Annotated in this window: 13 protein-coding genes and 1 pseudogene; 4 read left to right on the top strand and 10 right to left on the bottom strand. The window is 62.0% G+C overall.

What is annotated here, in order from left to right; genetic code table 11:
* Window positions 1–376: 376 nt before the first annotated feature.
* On the top strand, window positions 377–1,540 hold the full coding sequence (locus PspR76_RS04865) for a type III PLP-dependent enzyme (protein ID WP_053254366.1): 1,164 nt from the start codon (window positions 377–379) through the stop codon (window positions 1,538–1,540).
* A gap of 55 nt (window positions 1,541–1,595) precedes the next feature.
* Here PspR76_RS04865 and PspR76_RS04860 read toward each other — a convergent pair.
* Window positions 1,596–2,128, bottom strand: a pseudogene (locus PspR76_RS04860) (tetratricopeptide repeat protein).
* Window position 2,129: 1 nt separating this feature from the next.
* Complete coding sequence (locus tag PspR76_RS04855; protein ID WP_159954203.1) at window positions 2,130–2,810, bottom strand: Fe2+-dependent dioxygenase; 681 nt, start codon at window positions 2,808–2,810, stop codon at window positions 2,130–2,132.
* A gap of 207 nt (window positions 2,811–3,017) precedes the next feature.
* Between PspR76_RS04855 and PspR76_RS04850 the strand changes: the two genes are divergently transcribed.
* Window positions 3,018–5,543, top strand: a complete 2,526-nt coding sequence (locus PspR76_RS04850) for a PepSY domain-containing protein (RefSeq protein WP_159954202.1) — start codon at window positions 3,018–3,020, stop codon at window positions 5,541–5,543.
* 132 nt (window positions 5,544–5,675) lie between these two features.
* On the opposite strand, the gene PspR76_RS04845 is transcribed toward PspR76_RS04850, so the two are convergent.
* The 4 genes from PspR76_RS04845 to ptsP all read right to left on the bottom strand — a co-directional run bounded on the left by PspR76_RS04845 (window position 5,676) and on the right by ptsP (window position 12,936).
* Window positions 5,676–7,217 carry an alkaline phosphatase D family protein gene (locus PspR76_RS04845; RefSeq protein WP_159954201.1) on the bottom strand — a complete coding sequence of 514 codons (1,542 nt, stop codon included), beginning with the start codon at window positions 7,215–7,217 and terminating at the stop codon, window positions 5,676–5,678.
* Window positions 7,218–7,408: 191 nt separating this feature from the next.
* On the bottom strand, window positions 7,409–9,124 hold the full coding sequence (locus PspR76_RS04840) for a PTS fructose-like transporter subunit IIB (protein ID WP_159954200.1): 1,716 nt from the start codon (window positions 9,122–9,124) through the stop codon (window positions 7,409–7,411).
* 11 nt (window positions 9,125–9,135) lie between these two features.
* Window positions 9,136–10,077 carry a 1-phosphofructokinase gene (gene pfkB / locus PspR76_RS04835; protein ID WP_159954199.1) on the bottom strand — a complete coding sequence of 314 codons (942 nt, stop codon included), beginning with the start codon at window positions 10,075–10,077 and terminating at the stop codon, window positions 9,136–9,138.
* Window positions 10,078–12,936 carry a phosphoenolpyruvate--protein phosphotransferase gene (ptsP, locus tag PspR76_RS04830; RefSeq protein ID WP_159954198.1) on the bottom strand — a complete coding sequence of 953 codons (2,859 nt, stop codon included), beginning with the start codon at window positions 12,934–12,936 and terminating at the stop codon, window positions 10,078–10,080. It lies immediately after the preceding gene.
* A gap of 294 nt (window positions 12,937–13,230) precedes the next feature.
* On the opposite strand from ptsP, the gene cra reads away from it, so the two are divergent.
* Together cra and PspR76_RS04820 are read left to right on the top strand one after the other, a co-directional pair.
* Window positions 13,231–14,226 (top strand): catabolite repressor/activator, encoded by a 996-nt coding sequence (gene cra, locus PspR76_RS04825; RefSeq protein ID WP_159954197.1) that lies wholly within the window; start codon window positions 13,231–13,233, stop codon window positions 14,224–14,226.
* Between the two features lie 2 nt (window positions 14,227–14,228).
* Window positions 14,229–15,005 (top strand): TatD family hydrolase, encoded by a 777-nt coding sequence (locus PspR76_RS04820; protein WP_159954196.1) that lies wholly within the window; start codon window positions 14,229–14,231, stop codon window positions 15,003–15,005.
* On the opposite strand, the gene PspR76_RS04815 is transcribed toward PspR76_RS04820, so the two are convergent.
* The 4 genes from PspR76_RS04815 to ampD all read right to left on the bottom strand — a co-directional run bounded on the left by PspR76_RS04815 (window position 14,955) and on the right by ampD (window position 19,190).
* Entirely contained in the window at window positions 14,955–15,380 is a 426-nt protein-coding gene (locus PspR76_RS04815) for a hypothetical protein (protein ID WP_159954195.1), read from the bottom strand. The genes PspR76_RS04820 and PspR76_RS04815 overlap by 51 nt on opposite strands.
* A 127-nt stretch (window positions 15,381–15,507) precedes the next feature.
* Complete coding sequence (locus PspR76_RS31590) at window positions 15,508–16,212, bottom strand: methyl-accepting chemotaxis protein (protein ID WP_442966817.1); 705 nt, start codon at window positions 16,210–16,212, stop codon at window positions 15,508–15,510.
* A gap of 1,581 nt (window positions 16,213–17,793) precedes the next feature.
* The gene (ampE, locus tag PspR76_RS04805; RefSeq protein WP_159954193.1) at window positions 17,794–18,630 is read right to left on the bottom strand and encodes a regulatory signaling modulator protein AmpE; all 837 of its coding nucleotides are present in this window, start codon (window positions 18,628–18,630) and stop codon (window positions 17,794–17,796) included.
* Complete coding sequence (ampD, locus tag PspR76_RS04800) at window positions 18,627–19,190, bottom strand: 1,6-anhydro-N-acetylmuramyl-L-alanine amidase AmpD (RefSeq protein WP_159954192.1); 564 nt, start codon at window positions 19,188–19,190, stop codon at window positions 18,627–18,629. Before ampD ends, ampE begins: the two co-directional genes overlap by 4 nt.
* Window positions 19,191–19,230: the final 40 nt, after the last annotated feature.

Raw genomic sequence — 19,230 nt, 5'->3', positions numbered from 1 at the left:
GGAGCCGGGCTTGCCCGCGATGAAGGCACCACAAATCCTCCTGATTTGCCCCATCCGGGGAACATCAATCCGTCACACCGGTCGGTTACATAAGTAGCTGCACGCGGCTCCGCGACGAACGCGTGCAAAAACGCGACATTTTTAGTTGATCTATGGCCCCTCACGTCCTAAAGTTCGCGCCGAACGTCCATGCTGGAAACGATCCATCCGGCTCAAGTACTGACGACGAGACAGCAAGGCCAAGGGAAGCGTCTATTCCCATGGCCTTTTTGCTTTCGGCGACATGCCTTGGGAAGTAGGCGAACCAAAGTGGGGATACGGAGGACGTTCATTTGCACCCATTGATCAATTCAGTTTGCCCTTAGGAGTTCCCAGCATGTCGATCAACGTCGAAGATTATTTCGCGCGCGCCACTTTTGACAAAATGAAGGCGTTCGCCGACAAGCAAGAAACCCCGTTCGTGGTGATCGACACCGCGATGATCAGCCAGGCCTACGATGACCTGCGCGCCGGTTTCGAATTCGCCAAAGTCTATTACGCAGTCAAGGCCAACCCGGCCGTCGAAATCATCGACCTGTTGAAAGACAAGGGTTCGAGCTTCGACATCGCCTCGATCTACGAGCTGGACAAGGTCATGGATCGCGGCGTCAGCCCCGACCGTATCAGCTACGGCAACACCATCAAGAAATCCAAGGACATCCGCTACTTCTATGAGAAGGGCGTACGTCTGTTCTCCACCGACTCCGAAGCCGACCTGCGCAACATCGCCAAGGCTGCGCCGGGCTCGAAAGTCTACGTGCGTATCCTCACCGAAGGCTCGACCACGGCTGACTGGCCTTTGTCGCGCAAATTCGGCTGCCAGACCGACATGGCCATGGACCTGCTGATCCTCGCCCGCGACCTGGGCCTGGTGCCGTACGGCATCTCCTTCCACGTCGGCTCGCAGCAGCGCGACATCAGCGTGTGGGACGCGGCGATCGCCAAGGTCAAAGTGATCTTCGAGCGCCTGAAGGAAGAAGACGGCATTCATCTGAAGCTGATCAACATGGGCGGCGGCTTCCCGGCCAACTACATCACCCGCACCAACAGCCTGGAAACCTACGCCGAAGAAATCATCCGCTTCCTCAAGGAAGATTTCGGCGACGACCTGCCGGAAATCATCCTGGAGCCGGGCCGTTCGTTGATCGCCAACGCCGGCATCCTGGTCAGTGAAGTGGTATTGGTTGCGCGTAAATCCCGCACCGCCGTCGAGCGTTGGGTGTACACCGATGTGGGCAAATTCTCCGGCCTGATCGAAACCATGGACGAAGCCATCAAGTTCCCGATCTGGACTGAGAAGAAAGGCGAGATGGAAGAAGTGGTCATCGCCGGCCCAACCTGCGACAGCGCCGATATCATGTACGAAAACTACAAGTACGGCCTGCCGCTGAACCTGGCGATTGGTGATCGTTTGTACTGGTTGTCGACCGGTGCCTACACCACCAGCTACAGCGCGGTTGAGTTCAATGGCTTCCCACCATTGAAGTCCTACTACGTTTAACGCTGAGTGATCGTTCCCACGCTCTGCGTGGGAACGCATCCGGTGACGCTCCGCGTTACGCCTTCAAGTACGGACGCAGAGCGTCCAGACCGGCATTCCCACGCAGAGCGTGGGAACGATCGAGTTCTGTAGCGCGTTGTTGGTAAGCGTCGGCCATTGCCCGAATCTGCGGATCATCCGCCGCCGCCAGCGCCGTATACGCTGTTCGCAAAAACTTCAAATTCCCGCCTACCAGGGCTTGTATTGCGCCCAATCCAGCCCCGCCTCTGCCGCCAGGCGAAACTCGCGCGCCGCTGCCGCTTCATCCACGCTGCAGCCCCAGCCATGTTCCAGGCAACGCCCCGCCATATTGCGCGCAATTAAATGCCCGCCCTGGGCCGCGATCTGGAACCAGCGCAAAGCCAGCGCTTGATCACGCGCAATGCCGCGCCCCTCCAGCAGGATTTGCCCGAGCAAGGCCTGGGCGTCGATCACGCCTTCCTTCGCCGCCATCAGTATCGCCTGGGCGGCGCGCACCGGCGAGTCGTCGAGCATGGACTGCAATTGTTCGACGTTGAGCACTTCTTCACGGCGCAATAAAAAGCCCACGTCAGACCTCAACCCAGCGGCGCAGCAGGTTGTGGTAGGTGCCGGTGAGCTGGATCAGCGCCGGGTGGTCCGGCACATCTCGGGTCAGTTGCTGGATCGCGCCGTCCATTTCGAACAGCAAGGTGCGCTGGCTGTCTTCGCGCACCAGGCTTTGGGTCCAGAAGAACGAGGCGTAACGTGCGCCGCGGGTCACGGCGTTAACCTTATGCAAGCTGGAGCCTGGGTACAGCACCATGTCGCCGGCCGGCAGTTTTACCCGCTGCAGGCCGAAAGTGTCCTGGATCTCCAGCTCGCCGCCGTCGTACTCATCAGGGTCGCTGAAAAACAATGTGGACGACAGATCAGTGCGCACCCGCTCATGGCTGCCTCGCGCCTGGCGCACGGCGTTATCGATATGGAAGTCGAAACTGCCGCCTGCCGTGTAGCAATTAAGCAGCGGCGGGAAGACTTTGTGCGGCAGCGCCGCTGACATGAACAAGGGATTTTTCCACAACCGTTCGAGCATCGCCGCGCCGATTTCCTTGGCCAGCGGGTGGCCTTCGGGCAATTGCAGGTTGTGTTTGGCTTTGGCGGACTGGTGCCCGGCGGTGATTTTACCGTCGGCCCACTCGGTGGTTTCCAGGGCTTGGCGAATGCGCAGCACCTCCTCGCGAGAGAACAGGCCGGGAATGTGCAGCAGCATGGGCGTCACCTGAAATCAGAGAGGCGCCAATGGTATTGATTCCTATCCGCTGTGTAAAACACAGCAGACAGACGCGCGCAAAAACGCCCGGCCCAAACCCACGCATCGGATGCGCGAGAGATTTACATGTAAAACAGAATATTTCTCGTTAACCCACGGCATAATGCGCGCCGTGACCTACTATCCAGCTCAGCGAGGCCGTCCGACGTGTTGAAGAAAACCCTGTTCCAGTTGCACTGGTTCTTCGGCATTACCGCCGGGCTGGTGTTGGCATTGATGGGGATCACCGGGGCCACGGTCTCGTTTCAGGATGAAATTCTGCGCGCACTCAACCCCACGGTACTGCACGTCGAAAAACGCGAAGCCGGGGTGCTGCCGCCTGCGGAGTTGGTGCGCAAGCTGGAAGCCACCGAAGGCAAGACCGTGTCGATGCTGTGGGTGGAAAGCGAAAGCGGCAACGCGGCGCGCGTGTTCTTCACCGCACCGCCCGGCGAGCGTCGTGGCCAGATGCGCTACTTCGACCCCTACACCGGCGACTACATGGGTGACGCCGTCGGCCAGGACTTCTTCGGTTTTGTGCTGCAACTGCATCGCTTCCTGGCCATGGGCGACACCGGCCGGCAAATCACCGGCGCCTGCACGCTGATCCTGGTGTTTTTCTGCCTCTCCGGCCTGTACCTGCGCTGGCCGCGCCAAGTGGCAAGCTGGCGCGCCTGGTTGACCCTGGACTGGCGCAAAAAGGGCCGCAGCTTCAACTGGGATTTGCACTCGGTGTTTGGCACCTGGTGCCTGCTGTTCTATCTGTTCGCGGCGTTGACCGGTTTGTCGTGGTCCTACGATTGGTACAACCAGGGCCTGACCAAGCTGTTGTCCGACGCCCCGAACAACGAGCGCATGCGCAAACGCGGCCCACCGCCCGCAGGCCCTGCGCCGGTGGCCAATTACGACGCCATCTGGAGCAGCATCTACGCCAACGCCGGCCCCGGCTTGAGCGCTTACAACATCCGCATGCCGGCCGTCGCCGGGCAACCGGCGATTGTCTATTACCTGCTCAAAACCTCGCCTCACGACCGCGCGCTGAACCAGATCAACCTCGACCCGGCCACCGGCGAGGTCAACTTCCACGACCGCTACGCCAGCAAGACCCTCAAGTCGCAATGGCTGACCAGTATTTACGCGCTGCACACCGGCAGTTATTTCGGCCTGATCGGGCGCATCATCCTCACCGTCAGCGCGCTGTGCATGCCGCTGTTTTTTATCACCGGCTGGCTGCTGTACCTCGACCGTCGGCGCAAAAAACGCCAGGTACGCGATGCACGCAAAGGCCTCGGCGCCAACCCTGGCGACGCCCCGGCCTGGCTGATCGGTTTCGCCAGCCAGAGTGGCTTTGCCGAGCAACTGGCGTGGCAGACGGCAGGGCAATTACAAGCCGCCGGCTTGCCGGTGAAGGTGCAGAGCTTGGGCACAGTCAGCCAGGACGACCTGCGCCAATCAGAAAACGCGCTGTTCGTGGTCAGCACGTTCGGCGACGGTGAAGCCCCCGACAGCGCCCGTTGGTTTGAGCGCAGTGTGCTCGGCCAAGACCTGTCGCTCAAAGGTCTGAACTACTCGGTACTGGCCCTGGGTGATCGCCAATACCAACACTTTTGCGGCTTTGCCCGGCGCCTGCATTTCTGGCTGACCCACCAAGGCGGCAACCCGTTGTTCGCGCCGGTGGAAGTCGACAGCGGTGACACCGACGCCTTGCTCACCTGGCAACAGCAACTGGGCGAGCTTACCGGGCACGCGCCGGCAGCGGCGTGGCAGAGCGCCCACTATGAAAACTGGACCCTGACCCAGCGCCGCCTGCTCAACCGTGGCAGCGTCGGTTCAGATATTTACTTGCTCGGCCTAACCCCGCCCTCGCCGCACAGCTGGCTGGCCGGTGACCTGGTCGAAGTACTGCCGCGTAATTGCTCCTGGGCCATCGAACACTTCCTCGAAGGCCTGGGCCTGGCCGGCAGCGATGGCGTGCTGATCGACGGCCTGGCGCAAACCCTCAACCAAGCCCTGGCCACCCGCCAACTGCCGGACAACCGCGCGCACTTGGTGGGCCTGCATGCCCAAGCGCTGGTGGAGGCCTTGGTGCCTTTGGGCATGCGCGAATATTCCATCGCCTCGATTGCCAGCGACGGCATTTTGGAGCTGATCGTGCGCCAGGAACGGCACCCTGACGGCAGACTGGGCCTGGGTTCGGGCTGGCTGACGGAACACGCCGCCGTCGGTTCCAGCATCAGCCTGCGCCTGCGCCGCAACAGCGGCTTCCACCTGCCGGACGCGCCGATGCCGCTGATCCTGCTGGGCAACGGCACCGGCCTTGCTGGCCTGCGCAGCTTGCTCAAGGCGCGCATTGCCGATGGCCAGCAGCGCAATTGGTTGCTGTTCGGCGAGCGCAATATCGCCCATGACTACCTGTGCCAGGACGAACTGCAAGGCTGGCTGGCCAGCGGCGATCTGGCCCTGCTGGACCTGGCGTTTTCGCGGGATCAGGAAGAGAAGATCTATGTGCAGGATCGCCTGCGCGAGTCGGCGGACGTGCTGCGCCGATGGCTGGCGGAAGGCGCGGCGATTTATGTCTGCGGCAGTTTGCAGGGCATGGCGACCGGCGTGGATCAGGTGTTGCACGAGGTGCTGGGCAGCGAGGCGGTGGAGCGGTTGATCGAGCAAGGGCGTTATCGCCGCGACGTCTACTGATTGATCGTTCCCACGCTCTGCGTGGGAATGCATCTTGTGACGCTCCGCGTCACGACTTTAAAAGCGGACGCAGAGCGTCCATAGCGGCGTTCCCACGCAGAGCGTGGGAACGATCGTCTAATGCATTTCAGGTCAGACGGGCTGCAGTTTCTGCTCGAATACTGACACCCCATCCAAATCGCGCAATATCACGGTCATCTCCGCCGTCTGCCCATCAATCTGCACCTCACCAAAAAACTGAAAGCCGGCAAACGGTGAGGTGTTTTGCGCAGGTGGCGCCTTCTCGAACACCACCTCAGGGCCAAACGTCTTATCCAGTGGATTAGGCCCGAAACTCCCGGCATTCAACGGCCCGGCCACAAACTCCCAGAACGGCTCGAAATCCTGAAACGCCGCCCGATCCGGGTGATAGTGATGCGCCGCGCAGTAGTGCACATCCGCCGTCAGCCACACATGGTTGCGCACCTGCTGGGCACGCAAGAAGCCCAACAGCTCGGCAATTTCCAATTCGCGGCCTTGCGCCGGGCCAGGGTCATTGTTGGCGATGGCTTCCCAGCGCGGCACGCCGGGGCTGACCTCGCCGTCGGGCACGCCAAGGCCGATGGGCATGTCGGCGGCAATCACTTTCCATTGCGCCTGGGACGCCTTGAGTTCGCGCTTGAGCCAGTCCAATTGCTCACGGCCGAGAAAGGGCTTTTCGCCGCCCAGGTTGTCATCGTTGGGGCCGCGATAGCTGCGCATATCCAGCACAAACACATCCAGCAATGGCCCGTAGCTGAGCTTGCGATAAATCCGCCCGCCGCCGTCGGCGCTTTGCCGGCGCATCGGTGAATATTCCAGCCAGGCCTGGCGCGCACGGCCGACCAGGGTGTTGATGTCTTTGATCTGATAACGCTCATCAAGCTGCTTGCTCGGCGACCAGTTATTCACCACTTCGTGATCGTCCCACTGCCAGATCTGCGGCACCTCGGCATTAAAGCGGCGCACGTTTTCATCGAGCAGGTTGTAGCGGTAATTGCCGCGATATTCGTCCAGGGTTTCGGCGACTTTGCTCTTGGCCTCGGTGGTGATGTTGCGCCAAATCCGCCCGTCTTCAACGGTCAACTGGGCCGGCACCGGGCCGTCGGCGTAGATGGTGTCGCCGCTGTGGATAAAGAAGTCCGGCAGGCGCAGGCGCATGGCTTCGTAGATGCGCATGCCGCCGATGTCCGGGTTGATGCCGAAGCCCTGGCCGACGGTATCGCCGCTCCACACAAAACGGATGTCGCGCCGTTGCTGCGGCACGCTGCGCAAGTGGCCGAACCATGGCTCGCTGGCGACGCCGGTCTGGGCATCTTCGAAATGCACGCGGTAGAAAATCGCCTGGTCGACCGGCAACCCGGTGAGCTCGACGCGGGCGGTAAAGTCGGTGCGGCTGTCGGCCAGGGGCGAGATGAATTTGCGCGGGTTGCTGAATACGCTGCGAGTGTCCCACTCCACCACCATTTTTGCCGGGCGGTCGCTGCGGCTCCAGATCATCGCGCGGTCGCCCAGCAGGTCGCCGGACTGCACGCCGTCGGTGAGTTGCGGCCGGTCCTTGACCGAGGCGATCACCGCCGGCGCCAGGCCCGGCAGTAACAGCCCGGCGCCGACGGCTTGCATCACACGGCGACGGCCGAGATCGAAGTGGCTCATGCAGGTGCCCTCTTGAGGATCAAAAGGGCAACTAAAGCATGGCGGGATGAAGCGCAGATGACACCGACCTAAAGGACAATGGAGATCAACTGTGGGAGCTGGCTTGCCTGCGATGCGGGCACCTCGGTATACCAATGACACCGAGGTGATGCTATCGCAGGCAAGCCAGCTCCCACATTTTTTACCCTGTGTCAGGCTTTGGCAGAGGTGACTGCCAACTCCACCGCTTCCGGACGCTTGATCAGCGCATACACCAACCCCGTCAACAGGCTACCGGCAACAATCGCCAGCAAGTACAGCAACGCATGGTTCATCGCATTCGGGATCACCAGCACAAACAAGCCACCATGCGGCGCGGCGAGTTTGCAGCCGAAGTACATCGATAAAGCCCCGGTCAGCGCACCACCGGCGATGCTGGCCGGGATGACGCGCAGCGGGTCTTTGGCCGCAAACGGAATCGCGCCCTCGGAGATAAAGCACAGGCCCAGAATCATCGCAGCCTTGCCGGCTTCGCGCTCAGTCTGCGCGAACTTGCGGCGCGCCAGAAACGTGGCGATGCCCATGCCAATCGGCGGCACCATGCCGGCGGCCATGGTCGCGGCCATCGGCGCACCGCTGGAAGCCGCCAGCAAGCCGACCGAAAACGCGTACGCCGCTTTGTTGATCGGCCCGCCCAAGTCGACGCACATCATGCCGCCCAACAGGATGCCCAGCAGCACCGCGTTGGTGGTGCCCATGGTGCTGAGAAAGTCCGTGAGGCTGGTGAGCAACCGCGCAACCGGTGGGCCGACCAGGTAGATCATCGCCAGGCCCGTGAACAAACTCGCCAGCAACGGAATGATCAGGATCGGCTTGAGTGCTTCCAGGCTCTGCGGCAGTTTCACCGCGCGAGTGATCAGCTTGACGCAGTAACCGGCAAGGAAACCAGCGAGGATGCCGCCGATAAAACCCGCCCCCAATGTACCCGCCAACAACCCGCCGATCATGCCGGGCGCCAGCCCAGGCCGATCAGCAATCGAATAGGCGATATAACCCGCCAGCAGCGGCACCATCAGCATAAAGGCCTGGTCGCCGACGGTTTTGAGGGCCGCCGCCAAGGTGCCTTTTTCTTCAAAGGCGTGAATGCCGAACACAAACGACAAGGCGATCAATAACCCGCCCGCCACCACCATCGGCAACATGAACGACACGCCAGTGAGCAGGTGTTTGTACACGCCGGTTTTTTCCGACTTCCTGGCCGTCGTACCACTGGCTGCGCTTTCTACCGCGCCTTCGGCCAGGGCCTTGTTGAGCGTGGCTTCGGATTGCTTGAGCGCAATGCCGGTGCCGCAGCGGTAAATCTTCTTGCCGGCGAAGCGCTCGGTGGCGACTTCAATGTCGGCTGCCAGTAACACCACGTCAGCCTCGGCAATCGCCTGCGGGCTCAACGGCGTGCGTGCGCCGACCGAGCCTTGGGTCTCGACCTGCAAGTCATAGCCCAGGCGCTTGGCGGTTTGCTGCAAGGCCTCGGCGGCCATGAAGGTGTGGGCGACGCCCGTCGGGCAGGCCGTGATCGCGACGATACGCGGGGCGTTTTTCACCGCCTGTTCAGTCGCTACATACACCGCAGCCTCTTCAGCGCCCAGGCGCAGCACGGCTTCGACATCCGCCAGCGCCTGGGCCGGCGTGCTCTGGAACACGCGCTTGCCGACAAACCGCTGCATGTCCACCGGTGTGCTGCTGACCAGCAACACCCATTCGGCGTCATCGAGCGTGGCCTGGGACAACTGGCGTTCCGGGCGCTGCACGTCCACCACTTCGACGCTGGTGCTCCAGCCTTGGCGTTGCGCGGCGGCGTCCAACAAGCGGGCGCACAGCACACTGGTGACCATGCCGTTCGGGCAGGCGGTAACAATGGCTAACTTCATCACAAACCCTCTTATTGTTCTGTCAGCGCGCGCACGTGAACGCCGCTTTCGAGACGCGCCAGCTGCGCGTCATCGCTGATACCGAAGCCAATTTGCGTGACCGCCATCGCGGCAATCGCCGTGGCGCGGCGCAGGGTGGTTTCCGGCAGATCAGCACTGAGCAAACCGTGGAGCATCCCGGCCAGCAACGAGTCGCCCGCGCCCACGGTACTGGCGACGCTGACTTTGGGCGGCGTGGCATGCAACGCCGTGCCCGGGCTGAACCAGTTCACACCGTCAGCGCCGTGGGAGATCACCACATGCTCCACGCCTTGAGCGTGCAAGCGCTCGGCAGCCAGGGCCTGTTGTGCGATGGAATCGGTGGGGCAATCCAGGGCTTCGGCGAGTTCTTCAGCGTTGGGTTTGATCAACCACGGGCCCACCTTAAGGCCTGCACGCAAGGCTTCGCCGCTGGTGTCGAGGGCGATTTTCAAACCGAGCGATTTGAGTTGCTCCAGCAATGCCTGGAACCACTGCACGCTGACGCCACGCGGCAAACTGCCGGCGACCACCACCACGTCGAATTCAGGCGCGATCACCGCCAGCAGCTTCAGCAGTTGTTTTTGCGCCTGCTCGCTCACCACCGGCCCCGGCGCGTTGATGTCGGTGACCCGGCCATCCTGTTCGGCAATCTTGATATTGCTGCGGGTTTCGCCGGGCACGCGGACGAACGCGTCGCCAAACCCACGGCTGGCGATCAATGCTTCAAAAGCCTCGGGGTTTGCGCCACCGAGAAAACCGCCCACGCTCACGTAATGGCCGAGATCGGCCAACACCTGTGCCACGTTCACGCCCTTGCCGGCGGCGTGGGTCAGCAGGGTTTCGCTACGGTTCACCGCGCCCGGCTCCAAGTGCGCCAGGCGTACGGTGAGGTCCAACGCCGGGTTCAGCGTCAGGGTCAGAATATGCGCCATTTACACGGCCTCCACTAGGGCTCGCACTTGCGCGGGCGAACCCACCGCAAGGGCCTTTTGCGCCAGGCCCTGGGCCTCGCTCAGACTGAATTCACGCACCCGCGCCTTCACTTCAGGAATGCTGCGGGCCGACACACTCAACTCATCCACACCCAGGCCGACCAGCACCGGCACCGCCAGCGGGTCCGCCGCCAACTCGCCACACACACCGACCCATTTGCCATGGGCATGGGCGGCGCGAACGGTGATGTCGATCAGTTGCAGCACGGCTGGGTGCAGGCCATCCGCCTGGGCCGACAAGGTCGGATGGCCACGGTCGATGGCCAGGGTGTACTGGGTCAGGTCGTTGGTGCCGACGCTGAAAAAGTCGACTTCCTTGGCCAGCACCGGCGCGAGCAGGGCGGCGGACGGCACTTCGATCATGATGCCCAGTTGCAAGTCGGCCACCGGGATTTCCAGGCGCAGGCGCTCGGTCATATCGCGGGCGGCGTGCCATTCATCGACGCTGCCGACCATGGGAAACATGATGCGCAGCGGCCGGTTATCCGCCGAGCGCAGCAGCGCACGCAATTGCGCCTCCATGATCTGCGGGCGTTGCAAGGTCAGGCGGATACCGCGCACGCCGAGGAAGGGGTTCTCTTCCTCGGCAATCGGCCAATACGGCAGCGGTTTATCGCCACCGACGTCGAGGGTGCGCACCACCAGCGGACGGCCGCCGAGGCCGTCGAGCACGCGGCGGTATTCGGCTTCCTGGGTGGCTTCATCCGGCGCCTGCGGGTGGGCCATGAAAATCAGCTCGGTGCGCAGCAGGCCAATGCCTTCGGCGCCCTGCTCCACCGCCGCGGCAACACCGGCGCTTTCGCCGATATTGGCGAACACTTCCACGGCGTGACCGTCACGGGTCAGGGCGGGCTCGTGGCGCTGGGCCGAGGCGGCTTGCAGACGTTGTTCGCGGGTGTCGCGCTCGACGCTGGCGCGCTGCAAGGTAGCGGCGTCGGGGTCGACGTGCAGGCGGCCGCGCTGGCCATCGAGCAACAACGGCGTGCCGGCGGCCAACAGCAACACTGCTGCACCTGCGCCCACCAACGCCGGAATGCCCAGGGCACGCGCGACGATGGCGCTGTGTGCGGTGGCGCCGCCACGCGCGGTGAGGATGCCGGCGACGCGCGCCGGGTCCAGACGCGCAACGTCGGAAGGGCCGACTTCGTCCATCACCAGAATGTAAGGCTCGCTCGGTTCCTCGGCGGTGTCGACGCCGCACAGTTGCGCCAGCACCCGGCGGCCGATGTCGCGCAGGTCGGCGGCGCGCTCGGCGAGCAAGGCGTCCTGCAGCGACTCCTGCTGCTTGGCGGCGGCTTCGATCACGCTCATCCACGCGGCTTCGGCGCTCTCGCCCTGCTTGAGGCGGGTGTCGACTTCGTCGGTCAGTTCCGGGTCGTCGAGCATTTCCTGGTGGGTGATGAAAATCTCGCGGATGGCTTTGGATTTACTGCGTTCGATCAGGCCTTGGATATCCCCGCGTACATCGCTGAGCGCTGCGTGCAGACGCTGGCGTTCAACGCCTGAGGATTCGCCACGCAGTGGGTAATCGAAGACCTGCTGAACCTGAATATGCGCCGGGCCGATAGCAATGCCTGGCGCGGCGGCGATGGCCTGGATCTGGCTGCCGGAGGCGGGGGCGCTGATCACCGGCTCGATGTCGACGGCTGCGGGCTGGGCACTGACGGTGGGCAGCGGCTCGACCTCTTCGCCGAGACCTTCTTCCACCGCCGCCAATAAAGCTGGCAATGCATCGCCGGCAATCGTCGGTTCCGCGACGAATTCCAGCACCTGGCCACGCCGCGCGCCGAGGCTCAGCAACTTGCTCAGGCTTTTTACCGACACGGCGCCCACCGGGCCATCGACGATGCGCACGCGAATATCGCCGTCAAAACTTTTCGCCAATTGCGCAAGGATCTTCGCCGGCCGCGCATGTAACCCATGGGCGTTGGCCAGGGTGATGCGCGCACTTGGCCAGTCCGGCGGCAGTTCACCGCCGAGCACTTCAAGCACGGCACGGCTGCTGGTGGCGCGGCCGAGCTCCTGGCCGCGGCCCTCAATCAGCAATGCGCACAGGCGCTCCAGCAGGGTCTGGTGCGCTTCGCCGAGGCTGGCCAGGCAGAACAAACCGTTGAGGGGCTGGCCGAGGTAGCGCATGGGTTTGTCCGGCGTTACAAAAGCCAGGCCGGGACGCTTCACCGTCTGCTCGCTGTGCAGCCACCAAAGGCCATCGCCCAGCGGCAGCGCGTCGACTTGCTGCAATACGGCAGCGAAACCATTGCTTACACAATCGGCCTGGCGCAGCAGGCGTGCGCCGCGCCAGACCAGCTCTTCAAAATCATCGGCAGACACACCAAGGCTGATCATCTGCGCATCCAGCGCCAGTTCCTGCGGCGCGCCTTGCAGCAGTTTCAGCAAGGCTTCGGCGGAACCGGCACGGCGCAGGGCCTGGCCCAGGTCGGTCTCGCCGAGGGCGCGGGTGAGCAGTTGCAGCAGGCGCAAGTGTTCATCGGATTTGGCGGCAATGCCGATGGCCAGGTAGACGATCTGGCCGTCGCCCCAGTCCACGCCTTCGGGGAACTGCAGCAGACGTACGCCGGTAGAAAAGACTTGGTCGCGGGTTTCCGGGGTGCCGTGGGGGATGGCAATACCTTGGCCGAGAAAGGTCGAGCCTTGGGCTTCACGGGCTTGCAAGCCACTGAGGTAACCCTCGGCGACCAGGCCATCGGCCACCAATTTGTCAGCGAGCAGGTGCAAGGCAGCAGATTTATCCACAGCCCTCTGGCCCATGGAAATCTGCTCTACAGTGAGCTCAAGCATGCCGTTCTCCTAGTTAGTGCGTGGAACGCACTAGGTATTGTTTTGAATAAATCAGCGTGGCGGTGTTCAAAAATAACTGACTGAGTGGTCAATTGGCAGTAGCCACTCAGTGGCGAACATCGCAAAAATACGCCTGCTGAAACGTTTAATCTAGAATTTATGGCAGATTACGCGCTAATTATGCAAGCTTGAAGAACCACTCGGCGCTTGAGCTCAGACAATAGTCGTGTGCAGGAATCGGTTACGATTGGACAAAATGTCGGGGCACGCTCTAAAAAACAAGGAAATCCCGGTTTGAAACTCAGTGATATCGCACGTCTGGCCGGTGTGTCCGTGACCACCGCAAGCTACGTCATCAATGGCAAGGCCGAACAGCAACGCATCAGCAACGCCACCGTCGAGCGGGTGCGTGCGGTGGTCGAAGCCCATGGTTTTACGCCCAACCCTCAGGCAGCCGGGCTGCGCAGCCGGCATACGCGTACGTTGGGTTTCATCCTGCCGGACCTGGAAAACCCCAGTTATGCACGCATCGCCAAGCTGCTGGAGCAAGGTGCACGAGCGCGCGGCTATCAGTTGCTGATTGCCAGCTCCGACGACGAGGCCGACAGCGAGCGCCAGTTGCTGCAGCTGTTTCGCGCGCGGCGTTGCGATGCGTTGTTTGTCGCCAGCTGCCTGCCGGCCAGCGATGACAGCTACCGCGAGCTGCAAGCCAAGGGCCTGCCGGTGATCGCCATCGACCGGGTCATGGAGCCTGGGCAGTTCTGTTCGGTGGTCAGCGATGACCGCCAAGCCTGCCAGCAACTGACCAGCAGCCTGTTGCAGCCGCTGCCCAAGCAGATCGTGCTGATCGGCGCACGGCCTGAGCTGAGTATCAGCCAGGAGCGTGCGGCGGGTTTCCGTGAAGCCCTGCAAGGGTTCACGGGTGACGTCATCATTGAACAGGGTGAAGCCTTCAGCCGTGATTGCGGCCGACAGCTGATGGAGCAACTTCTACAGCAACTGGGGCATTTGCCTGACGCCCTGGTGACTACATCCTACGTGCTGCTGCAGGGCGTGTTTGACGCGCTGCATGACTTCCCGCTCAAGTCCCGGCCGTTGCGCCTGGGCACCTTTGGCGACACCCAACTGCTGGACTTCCTGCCGCTGCCGGTCAACGCCATGGCCCAGCAACACCAGCTGATTGCCGACACCGCCCTGCGCCTGGCATTGGCCGCCATCGAGGAAGAACAGTACCAACCGGGCGTGCATGCCATTGGCCGGACCTTCAAGCAGCGTATCCACGAGGCCTGAGCGTGGAGCTGATCGACACCCACACCCACCTGGACTTCCCGGACTTCGATGATGATCGCCGGGAAGTCCTCGCCAACAGCCGCCAACTCGGCGTGCGGCGCATGGTGGTGCTGGGCGTGTATCAGCAGAATTGGCAGCGGCTGTGGGACCTGGTGCAAGACGATGAAGGCTTGTTCGCCGCCTTCGGCCTGCACCCGGTGTACCTCGATGACCATCGCCCCGCCGACCTGACTGAGCTGGGCGACTGGCTGACCCGCCTGCACGGGCACCGGCAACTGTGCGCTATGGGTGAGATCGGCCTGGACTACTTTCTTGAACATCTGGACCGCGAGCGCCAGCAAAGCCTGTTTGAGGCTCAACTGAAACTGGCGGTGGACTTCCAGCTCCCCGCGCTGCTGCACGTGCGCCGCAGCCACGCAGCGGTGATCGCCACGCTCAAGCGCATCCGCCTGCCGCGCGGCGGCATCATCCACGCATTCGCCGGCAGCGTTGAAGAGGCCCGCGAGTACATCAAGCTCGGCTTCAAGCTGGGCCTGGGCGGCGCGGCCACCTGGCCCCAGGCGCTGCGCATGCACAAGGTGCTCGCCCAATTGCCCCTTGATGCGGTGGTGCTGGAAACCGATTCGCCGGACATGGCGCCCGCCATGTACCCCGGCCAGCGCAACAGCCCGCAACACTTGCCGGACATCTGCACCGCCCTGGCCGAACGCATGGGTATCAGCCCGTTGCTATTGGCTGAGGCGAGCACACGCAATGCGTGCGAGTTGTTCAATTGGTAGTGGGTTGACGGCCTGCAAGTCCAACGTCAGTCGCTGCCGATGCCGGGCATAACGCAGCACCAGAAAGTGCACCAGCACGACCACCAGTGACACATTGAGTTGCCCAATCACGCTGAGCAGCCCCACCCATTCGGCCACCATCGCCACAATCAGCACCACACTGGTCAGCACTATCATGCTCGGGTGCACCATGGCCCAGTGGTCCAGCGACTTGAATTGGCGCAGCTGTCTTGGGCAGCTCAACTGCAAGATGCGCTGACAGTACGTGCAACCAAAGGGCTCATGGATGGCAATGGCGTTCAGCTGCCAAGGCTTGAGTGAAAACGTGATGTCGCAATGGGCGCAGTGCCCTTTGATGCCGATAACAGCGGTCATCGCCGTGCCTCCCCGGGTCCGTGACTGGTTGAAACAAATTCTCCCCCATTCACGTACTCAGAAAAGATCCACAGGTAAATCAGGACAGGCACCACATCACGCCAGGGTAAATTCCTACACGCCCAACCTACACGCGAAACGCTCCGATCAATTGCTTCAACTCGATGACCTGCATCGACAGCAAGCGGCTGGCCGTTTCGGTCTGATGCGCGCCTTGGGCTGCATGCTCGCCCGCGCGGTTGATCGCCACGATGTTCTGGTCGATATCGTGGGCCACAGCGGTCTGCTGCTCCACGGCCGCGGCAATCTGCTGGTTCTGATCGACGATCATGCCGACGGCGCCGAGGATATTTTCCAGGGCCTGCTGGACCTTCTCCGACTGCCCAACTGTACCGTTCGCCATGGCATGGCTGGTGCCCATGGCCTTCACCGCCGCGCCGACTCCGCTGTGCAGCCGGCTGATCATCTGTTCGATTTCTTCGGTGGAATGCTGGGTGCGCCGGGCCAGGGTGCGCACCTCGTCGGCGACCACCGCAAAACCCCGGCCTTGCTCACCCGCGCGCGCCGCCTCAATCGCAGCGTTCAGCGCCAGCAAGTTGGTCTGTTCGGCGATGCTCTTGATCACTTCCAACACACTGCTGATCGACTGGCTGTCGATGGCCAATTGATTGATGACGCGCACCGACTCATCAATCTCGGTGGCCAGGCGCGCGATGCTGCCCTGCTGGGACTGCACCAGGCCACGGCCGCTCACGGTTTCATCATTCACGCTGTGGGCACTGCTGACCGCCGCCGCCGCGCTGCGCGCCACTTCCTGGGCGGTGGATGACATCTGGTTCATGGCCGTCGCCACCTGTTCGATCTGGCTGCGCTGCCCGGCCACCGCCTGATTGCTGTGCGCCGACACCGTCTGCACCTGGCCGGCCTGCTGTTCTACCTGGCTGACGGTATGCCCGACACGCTCGATCAAGTCGTGAATCTTGGCCACGGTGGCGTTGAACACCTGGCCCAAATCCCCGAGTTCATCGCGGCTGTGGGCAACAAAGGTCACGGTCATGTCGCCGGCCGCAACCTTGTCCATCGTCGCCCCCAGGCGGCGCAAGGTGGTGCGGGTGGAGGCATAGAACCCGGCATACAAATAGAAGATCAGAAAAAACACCGCCGCCAGGGCACAGACCAGCACCAGCATGTGCGTGCGGTTTTGCGCCAGGCGTTGCTCGAGTTGCTGCTGGATGAACATCAGGGTGGCTTCGTTGAACTGATAGGTCTGGGCCATCAGCTTGCTGACGTCTTCGTAAAAGGGCTGCCAAGGCGCGTCGAGGGTATCGACCATCACGACCTGTTCTTCAAACACTTCACTGCCTTGCTTGAGGCTCGCGCTGCTGGCCCTGGCCAGGTTGTCGAGCGCCGCATGCGCGGCCTGGCTGGCACCCAGTGCATCCTGCAACTTCAAGGCGTACTCAGCCTGGAGTTTTTCCACCTGTTGCAGCAGCTCGTCAAAGCGCGTGCTGGAGGCTGAATTGAGAAAGCCCTGGCCCAGGGAATACGCGCCCATGGCCCGCCCTTCACCCAAGGTTTGAGTGACCTGCGGGGTGACGCTGGTGACCAACTCGCTGAGTTGCCGCACATCGCTCTGGGCGTCGCGGCTCAAGCCGGCTTGGCTGGCGATGATCTGGCTGAGCATCTGCGCCTGGTTAAGCAATTTGCCGATCAACGCGCTTTTGCTCAGCAGCGAGGTTTCCTGTTGCTGGGCTTTGAACGCGGTAATCATCTCGTCGCGCTTGCCGTTAAACGCGCTGACGCGCTCCGGGTCGCCGGCCATTGTTTCAAGGCCTTGCAGGCGGCTTAGTACGCTCTGTTCCAGGGTGGTGATGGTGCCTTCCAGCTCACCGGCCTTGCCGGATTGACCGAGCACCGCGTTGATCTGAACCTGGTTATTGAGGGTTTCCAGGTCGCGGCGCAGCGCCAGGCTGCTGCCCAGCAGGTCGAGGCTTTGCAGTTCGATCCGCGTGCCCTGGAATTCAGACCAGGAGTCGCGCACCAGGAAGTAGTTGGTCGCCAACATCGGCAGCAGGAACAGCACACTGATCAGGCTGAATTTCATGCCGAAACTCAGGCGGTTCATCAGCGCGACGGCGGGATAGAGCAAGCTCTTCACAGGTGAACTCCCTTTCTATTATTTTTATTGAGGCGCAGGGAAATACGGCAGATAGCCACTATTTGGCGCTCTGTCTGTATAGCTCAATTTGAAAGGGAGTTTTGTAACGTAAGGTTAACGGACCTCAGGTACACCACAAACCAAATGTGAGAGCGGGCTTGCTCGCGAAGGCGGAATATCAGTCAACAAATTTGTGACTGAGCTACCGTATTCGCGAGCAAGCCCGCTCCCACATTTTTAAACGCGTTCAGCCGTTTACGGCAACACCGTCCAGATCGCAAACCCGGCGTACCACAGCACCGCCGCACGCAGCAGCAGTTCCCACAGGCGATCGAGGCTGTTGATACCGTCAGCCCCCACCACCGGCGGTGGGATTTCAGCGGCCACCAAACCGACTTTTTCCATCAGTTGCGCAGCGCTGATGTCCCAGCTCAGCAGTTCATGCAGCATCACTCGGCTGACCGCGACAAAGTTACCCACCAAGGCAAAACTCGCCGCCAGCAGGCGCACCGGTAACCAGTCGAATGCATGGCGCAACTGCCCGGCACGTTCAGCGACCAAGGGGTTCTGGCTATGCTCGCTGGCCAACGCCAACAGGCGATAGGCCAGCGCCGCGACCGGCCCCAGCAAGAAATACCAGAAAATCACCGCGAAAAAACTTTGGTACGCCTGCCAGAGCAGATGGCCTTGCACACGCTCCAGCAATTGCTCGCCAGTGTCGGCCGCAATCTTCAGGTCGCGTTCGGCCACATGCTCGGCGGCTTGCAGATCGCCGCGCCGCCAGGCATCGCGAAACGGCCCAAGCTCGGCCAACAAGTCGCCACGGCCCAGGCTGTAAATCACCACCAGCAAGTGCACCGGCAGCGCCAGCAACCCATAAGCCACCGGCTCCAGCACCACCAGCAACAGCGCCAGCAGGGCCACCGGCAACAACACCAGCAGCACAAGAATCAACCACGGCCGCTTGCCCAGGCGTGGGCTCGACTCCAGTTTGGCCAGCTCTCGCAACCATCCGCCGTCGCGCTGCAATCGCCGACGCAGGGCCGAGAATTTCTCGATCCAGACTGCCAGCATTAACACCAGAAAACTCATCGTGCGTGTCCTCCATCCTGCAGGGCGCTGCGAAAGCGCAACCAATCAAAAGCCGGGCCCGGGTCGGTCTTGCGCCCCGGGGCGATATCACTGTGACCACAAATACGTTGCTGGGTAATGTCCGGGTAGGCGGCCAGCAACTGACGCGTCAGGTCGATCAGCGACGTATATTGAGCATCGGTAAACGGTAGCTCGTCCGTCCCTTCCAGCTCGATCCCCAAGGAAAAATCATTGCAGACTTCACGCCCTGCGAAACTGGACACGCCCGCATGCCAGGCGCGGTCCAGGCACGATACAAATTGCGTCACCGCGCCGTCGCGTTCAATCAGAAAATGCGCAGACACCCGTAAGTCGCTAATCCCTTCAAAGTAAGGATGCTCCGTGACATCCAGGCGATTCTGGAAAAACTCATGCACCTTGCCCGTGGCAAATTGCGCCGGTGGCAAACTGATGTTATGCACCACCAACAGTGAGATTTCGCCGGCGGGGCGCTCGTTGAAGTTGGGCGAAGGGCAATGTCGAATGCCCTGGCACCAACCACTGGTGGGGTCCAACTGCATACAGGTTCCTTGAATGAGACGAGGTGTTACCAGTATGCCG

The organism is Pseudomonas sp. R76 (assembly GCF_009834565.1).
Classification (GTDB): Bacteria; Pseudomonadota; Gammaproteobacteria; order Pseudomonadales; family Pseudomonadaceae; genus Aquipseudomonas.
Note: the sequence above shows the minus strand (reverse complement) of the source record. Positions and strands in the feature narration are given on the sequence as shown.

Bases quoted from the DNA above. Each gene is read 5' to 3' on its own strand.
- PspR76_RS04865 (WP_053254366.1), top strand. From the start codon at position 377: ATGTCGATCAACGTCGAAGATTATTTCGCGCGCGCCACTTTTGACAAA.
- PspR76_RS04855 (WP_159954203.1), bottom strand. From the start codon at position 2,810: ATGCTGCTGCACATTCCCGGCCTGTTCTCTCGCGAGGAGGTGCTGCGC.
- PspR76_RS04845 (WP_159954201.1), bottom strand. From the start codon at position 7,217: ATGAGCCACTTCGATCTCGGCCGTCGCCGTGTGATGCAAGCCGTCGGC.
- PspR76_RS04840 (WP_159954200.1), bottom strand. From the start codon at position 9,124: ATGAAGTTAGCCATTGTTACCGCCTGCCCGAACGGCATGGTCACCAGT.
- pfkB (WP_159954199.1), bottom strand. From the start codon at position 10,077: ATGGCGCATATTCTGACCCTGACGCTGAACCCGGCGTTGGACCTCACC.
- ptsP (WP_159954198.1), bottom strand. From the start codon at position 12,936: ATGCTTGAGCTCACTGTAGAGCAGATTTCCATGGGCCAGAGGGCTGTG.
- PspR76_RS04815 (WP_159954195.1), bottom strand. From the start codon at position 15,380: ATGACCGCTGTTATCGGCATCAAAGGGCACTGCGCCCATTGCGACATC.
- PspR76_RS31590 (WP_442966817.1), bottom strand. From the start codon at position 16,212: ATGTCATCCACCGCCCAGGAAGTGGCGCGCAGCGCGGCGGCGGCGGTC.
- ampE (WP_159954193.1), bottom strand. From the start codon at position 18,630: ATGAGTTTTCTGGTGTTAATGCTGGCAGTCTGGATCGAGAAATTCTCG.
- ampD (WP_159954192.1), bottom strand. From the start codon at position 19,190: ATGCAGTTGGACCCCACCAGTGGTTGGTGCCAGGGCATTCGACATTGC.